The 15,691-nt window shown below is 75.0% G+C and carries 17 protein-coding genes; 3 read left to right on the forward strand and 14 right to left on the reverse strand.

What is annotated here, in order from left to right; all coding sequences use genetic code 11:
* Positions 1-4 precede the first annotated feature (4 nt).
* Positions 5-859 carry a pantoate--beta-alanine ligase gene (gene panC / locus ACWIYF_RS25505; RefSeq protein ID WP_448625620.1) on the reverse strand — a complete coding sequence of 285 codons (855 nt, stop codon included), beginning with the start codon at positions 857-859 and terminating at the stop codon, positions 5-7.
* Entirely contained in the window at positions 856-1,827 is a 972-nt protein-coding gene (locus tag ACWIYF_RS25510) for a Rossmann-like and DUF2520 domain-containing protein (protein ID WP_448625621.1), read from the reverse strand. The genes panC and ACWIYF_RS25510 overlap by 4 nt, the downstream gene beginning before the upstream one ends.
* A gap of 266 nt (positions 1,828-2,093) precedes the next feature.
* Between ACWIYF_RS25510 and ACWIYF_RS25515 the strand changes: the two genes are divergently transcribed.
* On the forward strand, positions 2,094-2,858 hold the full coding sequence (locus ACWIYF_RS25515) for an SDR family oxidoreductase (RefSeq protein ID WP_448625622.1): 765 nt from the start codon (positions 2,094-2,096) through the stop codon (positions 2,856-2,858).
* Positions 2,859-2,868: 10 nt separating this feature from the next.
* Here ACWIYF_RS25515 and ACWIYF_RS25520 read toward each other — a convergent pair whose 3' ends face one another.
* Complete coding sequence (locus ACWIYF_RS25520) at positions 2,869-4,362, reverse strand: DUF6779 domain-containing protein (protein ID WP_448625623.1); 1,494 nt, start codon at positions 4,360-4,362, stop codon at positions 2,869-2,871.
* A 79-nt stretch (positions 4,363-4,441) separates the two neighbouring features.
* Here ACWIYF_RS25520 and ACWIYF_RS25525 point away from each other — a divergent pair, with 79 nt between their 5' ends.
* Positions 4,442-5,044 carry a DUF1684 domain-containing protein gene (locus tag ACWIYF_RS25525; protein WP_448625624.1) on the forward strand — a complete coding sequence of 201 codons (603 nt, stop codon included), beginning with the start codon at positions 4,442-4,444 and terminating at the stop codon, positions 5,042-5,044.
* 55 nt (positions 5,045-5,099) lie between these two features.
* Here the strand turns inward: ACWIYF_RS25525 and ACWIYF_RS25530 are convergent, their stop codons facing one another.
* The 3 genes from ACWIYF_RS25530 to ACWIYF_RS25540 all read right to left on the reverse strand — a co-directional run bounded on the left by ACWIYF_RS25530 (position 5,100) and on the right by ACWIYF_RS25540 (position 7,656).
* The gene (locus ACWIYF_RS25530) at positions 5,100-6,098 is read right to left on the reverse strand and encodes a glycine betaine ABC transporter substrate-binding protein (RefSeq protein ID WP_448625625.1); all 999 of its coding nucleotides are present in this window, start codon (positions 6,096-6,098) and stop codon (positions 5,100-5,102) included.
* A 146-nt stretch (positions 6,099-6,244) separates the two neighbouring features.
* Positions 6,245-6,976 carry an ABC transporter permease gene (locus ACWIYF_RS25535; RefSeq protein WP_448625626.1) on the reverse strand — a complete coding sequence of 244 codons (732 nt, stop codon included), beginning with the start codon at positions 6,974-6,976 and terminating at the stop codon, positions 6,245-6,247.
* Positions 6,973-7,656: an ABC transporter permease gene (locus ACWIYF_RS25540; RefSeq protein WP_448625627.1), complete on the reverse strand. Its 684-nt coding sequence runs from the start codon at positions 7,654-7,656 to the stop codon at positions 6,973-6,975. Before ACWIYF_RS25540 ends, ACWIYF_RS25535 begins: the two co-directional genes overlap by 4 nt.
* A 29-nt stretch (positions 7,657-7,685) precedes the next feature.
* Here ACWIYF_RS25540 and ACWIYF_RS25545 point away from each other — a divergent pair, with 29 nt between their 5' ends.
* Entirely contained in the window at positions 7,686-8,879 is a 1,194-nt protein-coding gene (locus tag ACWIYF_RS25545; RefSeq protein WP_448625628.1) for an ABC transporter ATP-binding protein, read from the forward strand.
* A 25-nt stretch (positions 8,880-8,904) separates the two neighbouring features.
* Here ACWIYF_RS25545 and ACWIYF_RS25550 read toward each other — a convergent pair whose 3' ends face one another.
* From ACWIYF_RS25550 to tilS, 8 genes are all read right to left on the reverse strand, one after another.
* The gene (locus ACWIYF_RS25550; RefSeq protein ID WP_448625629.1) at positions 8,905-9,432 is read right to left on the reverse strand and encodes a DUF3180 domain-containing protein; all 528 of its coding nucleotides are present in this window, start codon (positions 9,430-9,432) and stop codon (positions 8,905-8,907) included.
* Complete coding sequence (gene folK / locus ACWIYF_RS25555) at positions 9,429-9,932, reverse strand: 2-amino-4-hydroxy-6-hydroxymethyldihydropteridine diphosphokinase (protein ID WP_448625630.1); 504 nt, start codon at positions 9,930-9,932, stop codon at positions 9,429-9,431. Before folK ends, ACWIYF_RS25550 begins: the two co-directional genes overlap by 4 nt.
* A complete protein-coding gene (folB, locus tag ACWIYF_RS25560) occupies positions 9,929-10,315 on the reverse strand; it encodes a dihydroneopterin aldolase (RefSeq protein WP_448625631.1) in 387 nt (128 codons plus the stop codon). The genes folK and folB overlap by 4 nt, the downstream gene beginning before the upstream one ends.
* Positions 10,308-11,144 carry a dihydropteroate synthase gene (gene folP, locus ACWIYF_RS25565; RefSeq protein WP_448625632.1) on the reverse strand — a complete coding sequence of 279 codons (837 nt, stop codon included), beginning with the start codon at positions 11,142-11,144 and terminating at the stop codon, positions 10,308-10,310. Before folP ends, folB begins: the two co-directional genes overlap by 8 nt.
* A gap of 75 nt (positions 11,145-11,219) precedes the next feature.
* Positions 11,220-11,828 carry a GTP cyclohydrolase I FolE gene (gene folE, locus ACWIYF_RS25570; RefSeq protein ID WP_448625633.1) on the reverse strand — a complete coding sequence of 203 codons (609 nt, stop codon included), beginning with the start codon at positions 11,826-11,828 and terminating at the stop codon, positions 11,220-11,222.
* Complete coding sequence (gene ftsH, locus ACWIYF_RS25575; RefSeq protein WP_448625634.1) at positions 11,825-13,819, reverse strand: ATP-dependent zinc metalloprotease FtsH; 1,995 nt, start codon at positions 13,817-13,819, stop codon at positions 11,825-11,827. Before ftsH ends, folE begins: the two co-directional genes overlap by 4 nt.
* A 286-nt stretch (positions 13,820-14,105) precedes the next feature.
* On the reverse strand, positions 14,106-14,693 hold the full coding sequence (gene hpt, locus ACWIYF_RS25580; protein ID WP_448625635.1) for a hypoxanthine phosphoribosyltransferase: 588 nt from the start codon (positions 14,691-14,693) through the stop codon (positions 14,106-14,108).
* Entirely contained in the window at positions 14,690-15,688 is a 999-nt protein-coding gene (gene tilS / locus ACWIYF_RS25585; RefSeq protein ID WP_448625636.1) for a tRNA lysidine(34) synthetase TilS, read from the reverse strand. The genes hpt and tilS overlap by 4 nt, the downstream gene beginning before the upstream one ends.
* Positions 15,689-15,691: the final 3 nt, after the last annotated feature.

The following is a 15,691-nucleotide window of genomic DNA, read 5'->3' on the forward strand; positions in this document are numbered from 1 at the left end:
CGCATCATCGGTGGGCTCCCAGGTTCACGGGCACGTTGTCGATCAGGCGGGTGCTGCCGGCGCGGGCGGCGACCAGCAGGCGGGCGGGGCCGGCGGCGGGCGCCGGGCCGAGGTCGGGGTCGGTGAGCTCGAGGTAGTCGAGGACCAGCCCGGGCGCGGTCGCGAGCACCTCGTGCGCGGCGGCGAGCACCGCCTCGGCGCCCTGCCGGCCGGCGTCGGCGCCGGCACGCAGCGCCGCGGACAACGCCGCCGCGGTGTGCCGTTCCTCCGCGGACAGGTAGCGGTTGCGGCTCGACAGCGCCATGCCGTCGTCCTCGCGGACCGTGGGGACGCCGACCACCTCGACGCCCAGCGCGAGCTCCCGGGCCATGGCGCGGATCAGCGTCAGCTGCTGGTAGTCCTTCTCGCCGAAGATCGCGATGTCGGGGCGCACCAGGCCGAAGAGCTTCGCCACCACTGTCAGCACGCCGGCGAAGTGCCCCGGCCGGACGGCGCCCTCGAGCACGCCGCCGAGCGGACCGGGCTGCACGGTCACGCCCAGCGACCCCGGCGGGTAGACCTCCTCGACCGGCGGGTGGAAGACGACGTCGGCGCCCTCCTCGGCCAGCGCGGCCAGGTCGGTGTCCCAGGTGCGCGGATAGCGGTCGAAGTCCTCCCCCGGCCCGAACTGGGTCGGGTTGACGAAGACGGAGACGACCACGCTGCCGCCGCGCTGCCCGGCGGCGCGGACGAGGGTGCGGTGCCCCTCGTGCAGCGCGCCCATGGTGGGCACGAGCACCACCAGGCCGGGCAGCTGCGCGCGCAGTCGGGCGAGCTCGGCGGTGGACTCGGCGACGGCCGGGGGCGTTCCGACGCTCACCGGGAGCTCGCGGTGTCAGGCGGGGTCGTGGGGTGGGCGGACGGCACGGCGTCGTAGAGCAGGTCGAGCAGCGGAGCGGCCTCGTGCCGCTTGAGCCGGCCGGCACCGAGCGCCCGCTCGGTGGTCCGCTGCGCCATGGCGACGTACGCGGCCACGGAGGCCGGCGCGCGCTCGTTGAGCGTCTCGAGGTGGTCGGCCACGGTGCCGACGTCCCCGCGGCTGACCGGGCCGGTGAGCCCGCGGTCCCCGCGCCGCAGGCCGTTGTCCAGCGCCGCGGTGAGCAGCGGCGTCAGCACCCGCGCCGGCTCCTCGACGCCGGCCGAGCGCAGCAGGTCGGCCGCCTCGGCGACCAGCGTGACCAGGTGGTTGGCGCCGGTGACCAGCGCGGCGTGGTAGAGCCGCCGGTCCGCCTCGGCGACGTAGAAGGGCTCGCCGCCCATCTCCAGCACCAGGGTCTCGGCCACTGCGCGGTGCTCGGGGCGGCTGGTGACGCCGAACGGGACGCCGACGAGCCGGTCGACGTCCTCGGGGGCGCCGGTGAAGGTCATCGCGGGGTGCAGCGCCAGCGGCAGGACGCCGGCCAGCTGCGCGGGCGCGAGCACGGCCAGCCCGTGCGCGCCGGAGGTGTGGAAGGCCATCTGCCCGGGGCGCCAGACGCCGGTCTCGGCGAGGCCGGCGACCAGGCCGGGCAGGGTGTCGTCGGGCACCGCGAGGACGACGAGGTCGCTGGTGGCGACGACCTCGTCGGCGTGCAGCAGGGGGACGCCGGGCAGCAGGCGGGCGGCCCGCTCGGCGGAGGCGGTGGACAGGCCGGCGGCCGCGACGACGTCGTGTCCTGCGGCGGCGAGCGCGGCGCCGAGCACGGCACCGACGCGGCCCGCGCCGATGACACCCACGCGGAGGCGGGCGGGAGCGGTGGCGGCGGGCGCGAGGCCGGCAGCGCGATGGGTCCTGCGGGCAGCAGGCATCGGTGCACCTCTCGTTCCAGTCCCTCGCGGGTACCGGACTCAGGGGCGGGTCCACGCCGTCGTGGACCTCGGTGGGCAGCGCTGGTCTCGCTGGGTGGTTCCGGCGCCGTCCCCGCTGCAACCCGGATGTGTCACGCGGGTGTGGCACCGATGGCGAGTGTGTGACCGCGGTGCGCACCCCGCAACGGATCGGGAGTGTGGGGTGCCTCACCCTGGGGCCCGCACCTACGCTCCGCGCGGCGACGGGGCCCGACGAAGGAGGACGCGTGTCCGCAGGCAAGCCCTCGATGGAGGGACGCACCGCACTGGTGACCGGCGGCAGCCGGGGCATCGGCCTGGCGATCGCGCAGAGCCTGGTCGACCGCGGTGCGCGGGTGGTGTTGACCGCCCGCAAGCCCGAGGCGCTGGCCGAGGCGGTGGAATCGCTCGGCGGCGCGGAGGTGGCCGTGGCGGTGCCGGGTCACGCCGGCGACGCCGAGCACCGAGCCCACGCCGTCCGCACGGCGGTGGAGACCTTCGGCAGCCTGGACATGCTCGTGGGCAACGTCGGCGTCAACCCGGTGTACGGACCGGTCGTCGACCTGGACCTGGACACGTTCCGCAAGGTCCTCGACACCAACGTCGTCTCCAGCCTGGGCCTGGTGCAGGAGGCGTGGCGGGCGTGGATGGCCGAGCACGGCGGCTCCATACTCATCGTCGCCTCGGTGGCCGGGCTGCGGTCGTCGGAGAACATCGCGGCCTACGGCGTCAGCAAGGCGGCGCTGATCAACCTGACCATCCAACTGGCGGTGGAGCTCGGCCCGAAGGTGCGGGTCAACGCGGTGGCGCCCGCCGTGGTGAAGACCCGCTTCGCCGGCGCGCTCTACGAGGGCCGCGAGGCCGAGGTCGCCGCCAACTACCCGCTGAAGCGGCTCGGCGTCCCGGAGGACGTCGGCGAGGCCGCGGCCTACCTGCTGGGCGACGGCGCGGGGTGGATCACCGGGCAGACCCTGGTGATCGACGGCGGCGGCCTCTCCAAGGGGCCGCGCTGACCGCTCGGCGTCAGTTCTGGCCCAGCACGCGGGCCAGCACGTCGTCCGGCTCGTCCTCGTCGCGGTAGCGCCTCCGGCGACGGCCGCCCGACGGCGGCTGCGCCTCACGGTCGGCGAGGATCTCGGCCAGCCGCCGGTGCCCGGCGGAGTCGGCCTCCTCGTGCACCGGCGCCGGCGCGGGCGTCGGCCGGGGGCGGGGCGAGGGCCGGGGGGACGGCGACGGCCGGACGATCGGCTCGTAGCTCGTCGCCGGGGCGGCCGGCCGCTCCTCGGTGCGGTCGTCGAGCGGCTCGTCGGTGCGGCGCCGGCGCTGCGGCACCGGGGGCTGCCGGTCGGCCGGCGGCGTCGCGACCTCCTGCCACGCCGGCGTCTCGTGCCGCGGCGGGTGGTCGGCCTGCTCCGCGGCCGCGTGGCGGGAACGGCGCGGCGCCGTGTCCGCCGGCTCGACGAGGGCGCGGTCGGCCAGCCACTCCAGGGGCGTGGGCGGCGGAGGCGCGGGCGGGGTGGGCCGGGCGGTGACCGGCGGCGCGGGTGCGGCCGGCGCCGGGGCCGGCGGGAAGGCCGCCGTCCCGGGCGCCGGATCCGTGCGCTCCCACGACGGCGTGCTCCACGCGGCGGCCGACTGCTCCACCGTCCACGAGGCGGCCGCCGGCCGGCTCCCGGGCAGCGGCCGGTCCACGCGCACGCGCTCGGCCTGCCGCGTCTCCGGCAGGTCGTCGAGGCGCACCGCGGGCCAGCCACCGGTCAGCTCCCGCGGCGGGCGGTCGTCCTCCCACATGGCCGGCGCCTCGACGGTGCGCGGGGTCTCGGCGGTGCCGGCGTCGGCCGGCGTCCGGATCGACTGGGTGCGCAGCAGGATCCGCTCGACCAGCATCTCGCCGTTGAGCTGCTCGGTGAGCTCGGCCCGCAGCCGGCCCATGTCGGCGCGCAACTCGGCGAGCTGGGTGAGGTCCTCCCGGAGCGCGGAGAGCGAGGCGACGTCGGAGCGCAGCGCCGCCAGCCCGGCCACGTCGTCGCGCAGCGCGGACACCCGGGCGACCTCGTCCCGCAGCGACGAGACCCGGGCAACTTCGTCGCGCAGTCCGGACAGGCCGGCGATCTCCTGGCGCAGCGCCGTGAGCTCCGCGCGCATCGACTGCTCGGCCTCGCGGCGCAGCTCGTTCTCCAGCTCCAGCTCGTACGCGCGGTGGGCGGCGGCCTCCCGGTCGAGCTCGTGCTGGTAGCCGCGCCGGAGCTCGGCCTCGCGCTCGGCGGCGGCCTGGGTCTCGGCGCGGCGCCGTCCGGCGAGGAAGGCGGCGAGCACGAACGCCCACGCCGCGGCGATGACGGCCAGCCGCAGGTGCTGGGGGTTGTCGGTGAGGAAGACGACGGCGGTGGCCGCCACGGCGAGGACGAATCCGGCGACGAGGCCGGAGGTCCGCAGCGCCGAGGACGGCGGGGGCTCGTCCCGGCGGTCCCTCGGGGCGGGGTGCCGGGCGACGTCGTCGTCCTGGGGCCCCCGCATGGTGACAGCGTAACGGCGGACAGTGATCCCGACCGGGAGGAACGGCTCAGGAGCGAGCGGCGTCGGGCACAGTGACCGCATGTCGCTGTCCCTGCTCGACTGGCGCCGCCGGGTGGCCGGTCTCTACGCCGCGGCTCGCTCGTCGGCCGATCCCGAGGCCGGGTGGCGCACCTGGCGGGACGGCCGCGACGAGCTGTTCGCCTCGCACCCGGACTCCCCGCTGGACGCCGCCGCGCGCCGCGGTTTCGCCGGCCTGCCGTTCGCGGCGTACGACCCGGCGCTGCGGTTCGAGGCGACGCTGGCGCCGGCCGAGCCGCGCCGGCTGGAGCTGCAGACCGACAGCGACGGCGTCGTCCCCCTGGACCGGATCGGCACCGTGACGCTCGGGCCGCTGGGGCCGGTCGACGTCTGGTGGCTGGGCGGCTACGGCGGCGGGGTCTTCCTGCCGCTGCGTGACGGCAGCGCGGGCCGGACGACCTACGGCGGCGGCCGCTACCTGCTGGACACGATCAAGGGCGCGGACCTGGGCGGGACCGGCGAGCGGCTGGTGGTCGACCTCAACTTCGCCTACCACCCGTCCTGCACCTACGACCCGCGGTGGTCCTGCCCGCTGGCGCCGGACGGGAACCGCACCGCGGTCCCCGTCGACGCCGGCGAGCAGCTCCCACCCGGCGGCTGGTGAAGGACGTCCCTGCCCCGCCACTCGCACGCTCGCGGCGGGACCCTGCAGGGAGGCCTCAGCTCTGGGCGAGGGCGCCGTCGGAGCTGAACACCAGGCCCATCGAGACCTCGCCCTGCTGGATGGCCGCCTTGGTGAGCGGGCCGCCGGCGTCGAACTCCTGGAAGCCCGCGAACTTCAGGCCGTAGGTCTCCTCCAGGCCCGGCTGGCAGGCCGGCCGGGTCGGGCACTCACCGGGCCCGCCGAGGGTCAGCGACCCGTCACCGCAGGCATCGGCCAGCTCGGAGAGCGTGGTGACGCCGAGGTTGTCGGCGAACTCCTGCGTGACGGCGAAGGCGTTCTGGTCCGCCGCTTCGGCCGGCTCGCCGAAGACCAGCCCGACGCCCTCGGCCAGGGGCGTGAGGGCCTCGACCGTGGCGTCGACGTCCCCGGAGGCGACCTCGGTGGAGTCGTCGCCCTCGATGAACTCGGTGACCGTGGCCAGGTACTCGGGGAAGGCCTGGATCTCGCCGCGCTCGAGCGCCGGCAGGTACAGCTCGCGGTTGCCGACCGTCTGCACGGTGGCCTGGAAGCCGGCGGCGTTGAGCACGTCGGCGTAGAGCGTGGCCAGCACCTGCGACTCGGTGAAGTCGGCGGCACCGACGACGACCGGGCCGCTGCCGCCGCTGACGCCGGAGTCCAGGCCCTTGTCGGCGACGTAGCCGGCCGCGACGTCCTCGACGCTCTGCCGCTGGACGTCGACCGCGGCGTTCATCTCGATCAGGTCGTCGGTGGTGAGCACCCCGGAGACCGCGTTCAGCGTGTCGAGCAGGGCCGGGTTGGCCGCGGCCGCCGCGGCGTTGACCGCCGGGATGACGTTGTCGGCGTTCTGCAGGTGCTTGTCGTCCTCCAGCACGACCAGCTGGTCACCGGCCACGGGGGCGCAGGCGTCGCCCGCCGCGGTGCCGCCGCTGTCGTCGCCACCGCCGGTGCCGGAGGAGCCGGACTCGCCGCAGGCCGCCGTGGCCAGCACGGAGGCCAGTGCGAGAGGGATGAGGTACCGGGCGCGCCGCGTCATGGCTCCCCGCCTTCTGTGTCCCGGGCGGTCCAGGTGCGACCGCCACGCGTGTCTGGCGGGAGGTGTCCCGCGGCGATCATCGAACCCCGCGCTTCTCCATCGAGGCAATGCGGGGGTGCACCGTCTTTGCCGATCTGTTACGGGCTTCACAGGGGGACGTCGGCCGCCATGGGGTCCCCCGCGCGGATGGCGGCCCGGGGACGGGCGGTGAACGGCAACCGCTTCTGGCCCGGGGTCAGCGCCCACGACAGGGCGGCCAGGACCAGCTCGGTCAGGATGGCGAGCGCGGCCACCAGGATCGCCCCGGCCAGGACGGCGCCGTAGTCCTGCTGGCGGAATCCCAGCGTGATGATCCGGCCGAGCCCGCCGCCGGCCACCAGCGCGGCCAGCGTGGCGGTGGCCACCACCTGGACGGCGGCGGTGCGCACCCCGGTCATCAGCAGCGGCGCGGCCAGCGGGAGCTCGACCCGCATGGCCACCTGCCGTCCGCCGAACCCCATCGCACGGGCCGCCTCGACCACGTCGCGGTCGACGCCGCGGAACCCGACGTAGGTGTTGGTCAGGATCGGCGGGACCGCGAAGACCGCGAGCGCGATGGTGGTCGCCGTCGGGCCGAACCCGATCGGCGTGACGGCGAAGAGGGTGAGCAGCGCGAGGGTCGGCACCGCGCGCGACACGTTGGACAGCGCCACGGTGAACCCGCCGCCGCGGCCGGTGTGCCCGAGCAGGACGCCCACCGGGATGGCGACCACCATGGCGGCCAGCACGGCGAGCGCGGAGATCCGCAGGTGCTCGGCCAGCAGGTCCAGGATGCCGTTCGGGCGGGTCCAGTTGAACGGGTCGTTGAGGTAGACGAAGGCGTCGCCGAGCAGGTTCATGCGCGCACCCGGCTCGCCCGGGGGGTGAGCAGCCGCTCCACCCCGACCAGCAGGAGGTCGGCGAACAGCGCCAGCAGGACGCAGCCGACCGCGCCGGTGACGATCTCGGCGCGGTAGAAGTTGGCGGCGAAGCCACCGGTGATCAGCTGGCCGAGGCCGCCGTGGCCCACGATGACGCCGACGGTCACCAGCGCGACCGTCGACACGGTGGCGACGCGGATGCCGGCCATGAAGGCGGGCAGCGCCAGCGGCACCTCCACCTGCCAGAACAGCCGGGCCGGGCCGTAGCCCATCCCCCGCGCGGCCTCCCGCACGTCGGCGGGCACCGACTGCAGCCCGGCGAGGAAGTTGCGGACGAGGATGACCAGGGAGTACAGGACGAGGCCGACCAGCACGGTGGTCGTGGTCAGCCCGGTGACCGGGGCGACGAAGGCGAACATGGCCAGCGACGGGATCGTGTAGATGACGGTCGACAGGCCGAGCACCGGGCCGGCCAGCCAGCGGCTGCGCCGGGCCAGCACGGCCAGCGGCAGCGCGATGACCCCCCCGAGCAGGACCGCGAGGACGGTCAGCCGCACGTGCTCGCCCAGGTAGCCCAGAATGGACGACCAGTTGTCCACGACGTAGGAAGGGTCGAACCACGGGTTCGGGGCGGCATCCGCCGCCAGCACCGCGCTCACGACCGAGCGCATCCCAGGAGGGGCACGACGTGGACGCTACTGCGCTGCCGGGCGACGGCGCGACGGCGCGGGACGCCGGGTCCGCGCAGGAGATCCGGCTCGAGGGCGTCAGCAAGATCTACCCCGACGGCACCGTGGGCGTCGCGGAGCTCGACCTGACCTTCGCCGCGGGGGAGCTGACCGTGCTGGTCGGGCCGTCGGGCTGCGGAAAGACGACGACGATGAAGATGATCAACCGGATCATCGAGCCGTCGACCGGGCGGATCCTGCTCGGCGGCGAGGACGTCACCCGCGTCGACCCCGATCAGCTGCGCCGGCGCATCGGCTACGTCATCCAGAACGTCGGCCTGTTCCCCCACCAGACCGTGCGCACCAACGTGGCGACGGTGCCGCGCCTGCTCGGCTGGGACAAGCGGCGAATCCGCGAGCGGGTCGACGAGCTGCTCGACTCGGTCGGCCTCGACCCCGGCGTGTACGGCGACCGCTACCCCGCCCAGCTCTCGGGCGGTCAGCGCCAGCGGGCCGGTGTCGCGCGGGCGCTGGCCGCCGACCCGCCGGTGCTGCTCATGGACGAGCCGTTCTCCGCCGTCGACCCGATCGTGCGCGAACGGCTGCAGTCGGAGTTCCTGCGGCTGCAGGCCGAGGTCCGCAAGACGATCGTGTTCGTCACGCACGACATCGAGGAGGCGGTCCGGCTCGGCGACCGGATCGCGGTCATGAGCCAGGGCGGGCACGTCGAGCAGTTCGCCTCCCCCGCCGAGCTGCTCGGCCGGCCGGCCAGCCCGTTCGTGGCCGACTTCGTCGGGGCCGACCGCGGGCTCAAGCGGCTGGCGGTCACCGGCATCGACGTCGAGGACCTGGAGCAGCCGCCGGTGGTGCGGGAGACCGACCGCCTCCCCGACGCCCGGGCCGCGCTGGAGCGGGCGGGGGCGCGCTGGGCCGTCGTCCTCGACGACCACGGCACCCTGCACGGCTGGCTGTCGGCCGAGCGCGCGACCGGCGACGGCACGGTCGGCGCCGCGGCGCGGCGGATGGAGGCGTGGGTGCCGGTCGACGCGACGCTGAAGACGGCATTCTCGACCATGCTGCAGCTGGAGGCGGGCTGGGTGGCCGTGCTGGACGGCGACCGGTTCTGCGGCGTCCTCACCCCGACCTCGCTGCACGCCGCCCTGCGCCGCTCCGTCGAGGGCGCCGAACCCGAGACCGCCGGCGCCGCCCGGTAGCGGGCTTTCCGTACCGAAAGCCCGCTCAGGCGTGCGGGGTCAGGGGCGGCGGGTCGTCGTCCCCGCCCGGGGGGACGCGGCAGACCGACTCGAGCCGCAGCGCCGCCCCGGCCAGCGCGGCGGCCAGGACGACGCCCAGCACCGCCGCGACCGTGTCGCCGCCGGCCGCCTGCAGCGAGCCGATCTCGGGGGCGACGTGCAGCAGCACGCCGGCCCAGATGCCGACGAAGACCGCGCCCACCCAGGCGCTGGCCTGGGCCAGGACGGCGAGCCGGGCCACCAGCATCGGCTCGACCGGGCGAGCGGGTCCCGGGGTCCGGCCGGCCGCGGCCGTGCCGCGCCGCTGCGCCGTCCGCGCCTCGCGCTCGGCGGCCAGCCGGTTGCCCAGCGTGCGGGCGCCGAGCGCCTCGGCGAGCGCGAGCACGCCCAGCGGAACGGCCAGCCACCAGTCCAGCCGCGGCAGGTCGCCGTAGAAGGTGCGCACCAGCAGCCACGCCGCCACGGCCAGCCCGACCGCGGCGACGGCCAGGTCCCGCCGGTTCACCGGCTTCACCGCAGGTCCTCCCACGTCACGACGGCGGCGACGTCCTCGGGCGGCAGCTTCGCGACGAGGTCGGCGACCTTCCCGTGGCCGGGCAGCTCCGCGACCGGGTCCAGGGTCAGCCACGGCACCAGAACGAACGCCCGCTCGTGGGCCCGTGGGTGCGGCAGCGTCAGCTCGGGGTCGTCGGAGAGGACGGGCGCGCCGTCGTCCCCGGTCACTGTGACGACGTCGACGTCGAGCGTGCGGGCGCCCCAGCGGACCTCCCGGGTGCGCCCGGCGGCCTGCTCGATCTCGTGCGCGCGGGCCAGCCAGCCCGCGGCGTCGCGCGGTCCCCGGACGACCGCGATCGCGTTGAGGTACGGCGGCTGCTCGACCGGGCCCCATGGCGGCGTCTCGTAGAGCACCGAGCGGGCGACCAGCCCGTCCTCGGCGAGGGCGGTGAAGGCGGCGCGCAGCGTGCCGGCGCGGTCGCCGAGGTTCGCGCCGAGCGAGAGCACCGCGCGGGTCACGGCCGCTCCCGGCGGATCGCCACCGTGACGTCGTCGAAGGGGACGCCGAGGTCGGCGTCGGGCTTGTGCACGGTGATCTCGACGGCGTCGACCAGCGCGTCGGCCAGGCAGACGTCGGCCAGCCGCTGGGCGAGGGTCTCCAGCAGATCCACCGGCTCGCCGGTGAGGACGGCGTGCAGCCGCTGGGCGAGCTCGGCGTAGTTGACCGTCTTGCCGAGGTCGTCGCCGGCCGCGGCCGGTGCGGTGTCGAGCTCCAGGACGGCGTCGACGCGGAAGGTCTGGCCGCGCTCGCGCTCCCAGTCGTAGACGCCGTGGTGGGCGTGCGCGCTGATGCCGCGGACGGTGATGCGGTCGGGGCGGCGGGGTGGGTGGGTGCTAGGCACCGCGCACCGCCGCGACGACCTTGACCGCGTCGACCGAGGCCGCGGCGTCGTGCACCCGCACGCCCCAGGCGCCGGCCTGCGCGGCGAGCACCGTCGTCGCGAGGGTGGCGGCGTCCCGCTGCTCGGCGGGGCGCAGGTCGCCGTCCGGGCCGGCCAGCAGCCGGCCGAGGAACGTCTTGCGGGAGACGCCGACCAGCACCGGCAGCCCGAGGGAGACGATCCGGTCCAGCCCGGCCAGCAGGGCCCAGTTGTGCGGGGCGTTCTTGGCGAAGCCGAGCCCCGGGTCGAGCACCAGCTGCTCCGGCATGACGCCGGCGGCCAGCGCGTCGTCCCGGCGGGCGGTGAGCTCGGCGCAGACCTCGGCGACGACGTCGTCGTAGTGCGCCCGCGCGTACATCTGCCGGCTGTGCCCCCGCCAGTGCATGAGCACCCAGGGCACACCGGCGTCGGCGACCAGCTTCGCCATGCCGGCGTCGGCCAGGCCGCCGCTGACGTCGTTGACCAGCACCGCGCCGGCGTCCAGCGCCGCCTCGGCGACCTCGGCGCGGGTGGTGTCGACGCTGACCCGCACACCCGCAGCCGCCAGCTCGGCGATGACCGGCAGGATCCGGCCGCACTCCTCGGCGGCGTCCACCCGGTCGGCGCCCGGGCGGGTGGACTCCCCGCCCACGTCGACGTAGTCGGCGCCGGCCGCGTGCATCTCCAGGCCGTGCGCCACGGCCGACCCGGCGTCGGCGTAGCAGCCGCCGTCGGAGAAGGAGTCGGGGGTCACGTTGAGGACCCCCATGACCACGCAGTGGCCGGGGTGGGGCAGTTCGATGCGGGTCACCGGCCCGTGCCCATGGCTCGGTTCCGGGCTCGCTCCGCTCCTCGCTCGTTCCTCGCTGCGATGCTCACTCGCCCGTCACCCTCGCATCACGAGGCTCATCGCCTCGCTTCGCGTGGCCAGGTTCTCCCGGAAGATGCCCCGGACGGCGGAGGTCACGGTGCGCGCTCCCGGCTTGCGGATGCCGCGCATCGCCATGCACAGGTGCTCGGCCTCGATGACCACCAGCACCCCGCGCGGCTTGAGGACGGCGGCGAGCGCGTCGGCGATCTGCGAGGTCATCCGCTCCTGCACCTGCGGGCGGCGGGCGTAGACCTCGACCAGCCGGGCCAGCTTCGACAGCCCGGTCACCCGGCCGTCGTCCCCGGGGATGTAGCCGATGTGCGCCACCCCGTGGAACGGGACCAGGTGGTGCTCGCAGGTCGAGTACATCGGGATGTCCTTGACCAGCACCAGCTCGTCGTGGTCCTCGTCGAACGTGGTCGCGAGGACCTCCCCCGGGTCCTGCCAGAGGCCGGCGAAGACCTCGGTGTAGGCGCGCGCGACCCGCGCGGGGGTGTCCTTCAGGCCGGGGCGGTCGGGGTCCTCCCCCACCGCGATGAGCAGCTCGCGGATCGCCGCCTCGGCACGGGGCCGGTCGACGCCCTTGAGCGCCCCCTCGATCCCCCCGTGCAGGTCCTCCGTCACCGCTGGATCGGTGCGCCGACGTCGCCGACCGGGGTGTTGTCGCCGCTGACGTGGCCGTTGCCGTTCTGCGCGGCCCGCTCGGCGGGCGTGAGCACCGGCGGCTGGTCGGACGGCGTGCGCTTGCCGAAGCCGTTGTACGGCGCGAGCGAGGGACGCTTGGTGACCGGCGCGCAGATGCGGGCCATGTCCTCCTTGGACAGCGTCTCCTTCTCCATCAGCTCGAGCACCAGCTGGTCGAGGACCTCCCGGTACTCGACCAGGATCTCCCAGGCCTCGTCGTGCGCGGCCTCGATCAGCGCGCGGATCTCGGCGTCGATGTCGGCGGCGACGGCCTCGGAGTAGTCCGGGTGCGAGCTCATGTCGCGGCCCAGGAACGGCTCGGAGTCGTCGCGGCCGTACTTCACCGCGCCGAGCTTGGCGCTCATGCCGTACTGCGTGACCATCGCCCGGGCCATCGCGGTGGCCTTCTCGATGTCGTTGCCGGCACCGGTGGTCGGCTCGTGGAAGACCAGCTCCTCGGCCGCCCGGCCGCCCAGCGCGTAGGCCAGGGTGTCGATCATCTCCGACCGGGTCTGCGTGTACTTGTCCTCGGTCGGCAGGACGAGCGTGTGCCCGAGCGAGCGGCCGCGCGGCAGGATCGTCACCTTGTGCACGGGGTCGAGGTTGGGCAGCGCGTGCGCCACCAGGGCGTGCCCGCCCTCGTGGTAGGCGGTGACCTTCTTCTCCTTCTCGCTCATCGCCCGCGTCTTGCGCTCGGGGCCGGCGATGACGCGGTCGATCGCCTCCTCGAGGGTGGCGTCGTCGATCAGCGAGCGGTTGTTGCGCGCGGTGAGCAGCGCGGCCTCGTTGAGCACGTTGGCCAGGTCCGCGCCGGTGAAGCCGGGGGTCCGGCGCGCGACGGTCGCCAGGTCGACGTCCGGGGCGAGCGGCTTGCCCTTGGCGTGGACGGCGAGGACGGCCTTGCGGCCCTCGAGGTCGGGCCGGTCGACGGCGATCTGCCGGTCGAAGCGGCCGGGGCGCAGCAGCGCCGGGTCGAGGATGTCCGGCCGGTTCGTGGCGGCGATCATGATGACGCCGCCCTTGACGTCGAAGCCGTCCATCTCGACGAGCATCTGGTTGAGGGTCTGCTCGCGCTCGTCGTGCCCGCCGCCCATGCCGGCGCCGCGGTGCCGGCCGACGGCGTCGATCTCGTCGACGAAGATGATCGCCGGGGCGTTGTTCTTGGCCTGCTCGAACAGGTCGCGCACCCGGCTGGCGCCGACGCCGACGAACATCTCGACGAAGTCCGAGCCGGAGATCGAGAAGAACGGCACCCCGGCCTCGCCGGCCACCGCACGGGCGAGCAGCGTCTTGCCGGTCCCGGGCGGGCCGAACAGCAGCACGCCCTTGGGGATCTTCGCGCCCACGGCCTGGAACTTGACCGGGTTCTGCAGGAAGTCCTTGATCTCGTGCAGTTCCTCGACGGCCTCGTCGGCGCCGGCGACGTCGGCGAACGTCGTCTTCGGGGTGTCCTTGCTGACCACCTTGGCCTTGGACTTGCCGAAGGCCATGACCCCGCGGCCGCCGCCCTGCATCGAGTTGAACAGCCAGAACAGCAGCAGGAGGAGGACGACGAACGGCAGGAAGCTGACCAGGATCGAGACGAACACGCTCTCCTGGGTCACGGTCGTGTCGAACTTGACGCCGTCGCCGTTGTCGGTGCCCGTGCCCGACACCAGGTCGAAGATGTGCTCCGAGGCGCCGATCGGGTACGAGGAGCTGATCTTGTCCGTGCCGTCGACCGCGTTCTTCAGGTCGAGGTCGAGGGTCTGTTCCTTGTCGTTGATCGTCGCCGACTCGACGTTGCCCCGGTCGAACTGCTCGAGCGCCGTGGAGGTGGACACCTCCGTGTAGCCGCCGTTGCCGCGGAACAGGGACGAGAACGCGACCGCCAGGAGAACGACGAGCACGACCCAGAACCACACGGAGCGGAAGATCTTCTTACGTTCCATACACCGAGACCGGGCGGCCGGGCGCCCCGGCTGCCCGTCGACCCTCCTGATCGTCCGGGGACACCGCCGGCGACCCGGTCACCCCGGCGCACGGCTCGGCGTCGTCGTGTCCGACGGTACACCGGCGCTGCTGTGCGTTCCCTGGTCGCGAGCCGTGAACAAGCCCGAAGGAATGACGTGTGTCCCGGTCGCGGGGCCCCGGACGGCCCCCGACCGGGACACGAGCAGCGGCTCGGCGCAGCAGGGGAACGGCACCCGGCCGCGGTGTCGTCCGGCACGGCGACCTCTACGACGTGTAGACCTCCGGCCGCAGCGTCGCGATGTAGGGCAGGTCGCGGTAGCGCTCGGCGTAGTCCAGGCCGTAACCGATCACGAACTCGTTCGGGATGTCGAAGCCCACGTACCGCACGGGCACCTCGACCTTGATCGCGTCGGGCTTGCGCAGCAGCGCGCACACCTCGAGGGAGGCCGGCTGCCGCCCGCCGAGGTTCTTCAGCAGCCAGGACAGCGTCAGCCCGGAGTCGATGATGTCCTCGAGCACGAGCACGTGCTTGCCGGTGATGTCGCGGTCGAGGTCCTTGAGGATCCGGACCACGCCGGAGGAGCTGGTCGCCGAGCCGTAGGAGGAGACGGCCATGAACTCCATCTGGGTGGGCAGCTGCAGCGCGCGGGCGAAGTCGCTCATGAACAGGACGGCGCCCTTGAGGACGCCGACCAGCAGGACCTCCTTGCCGGCGTAGTCGCGGGCGATCTCCTCCGCGAGCTCGGCGATCTTGTCCTGGATCTGCTGCTCGGTGAGCAGCACGTGGTCGATGTCCGGGCCGTAGCCGTGGTCGTTCCCCAGCGCGCCGGTCACGGTCGCAGGCTCTGTCACGGACGGTGCTCCTCGGAGTGCTCGGGGCGCGCACCCGGATCGGTTCCCGCGGGGCGCAGCACCAGCCTGCCAGACGCCCGGACCACTCCCGCACCGCCGGGTAGGTCGACCCGGCCCTGCCCGCGCCAGGCCACGAGCAGCCGGTCGACCGCGTGCAGGTGGACCGCCTGAAGGCCGGGGATGCCGCCGGTACGCAGCCAGGTGCGCAGCACCCGCCGACGCAGCGCGGCCGGCAGCGCGGCCGCGCCGGGCGCGTCCAGCCCGTCCGGTCCGGTGAGCCGGGCGGACTCGACGGCGGCGAGGTCGTCGAGCGCGTCGAGGTCCTCGCGCAGCAGCGCGGCGGTGCGGGCCAGCGCCGGCGCCACCCCGCCGCCCAGGACCTCCTCGAGCAGCGGGAGCGCCTCGCCGCGCAGCCGGGCGCGGGTGTAGGCGGGGTCGGCGTTCCAGGGGTCGTCCCACACGGGCAGCCCCTGGTCGGCGCAGGCCTGCCGGGTGGTGGCGCGGCGGACGCCGAGCAGCGGCCGCCACCAGATGCCCCTCTCCTCGACCATGCCGGCGACCGACCGCGGCCCGGAGCCCCGGCCCAGGCCGAGCAGCACCGTCTCGGCCTGGTCGTCGAGGGTGTGCCCGAGGGCCACCCGGGCGTCGCCGGCGGCGGCCTGCAGCGTCCGCAGGCGCGCGGCTCGGGCGGCCGCCTCCGGTCCGCCGTCCGTGCCGACCTCGGCGGTCAGGACGGCGACCGGCTCCAGCCCGAGCTTGCGCAGCAGGCCGGCGGTGGCCTCGGCCCGCTCGGCCGACCCCGGCTGCAGGCCGTGGTCGACGGTGACCGCGCCGGCGGGGACACCGGCCCGCGGCGCCTCGAAGGCGATCGCGGCCGCCAGCGCGAGGGAGTCCGCTCCCCCGCTGCAGGCGACCAGCACCGGCCGCGGCGGGCGGGTCAGCCCCGGGCGGACGGCGGAGCGCAGCTGCGCGACCGCCGGGCTGGGCCCGCTCATGGG

It is taken from the genome of Geodermatophilus sp. URMC 64 (genome assembly GCF_053502555.1).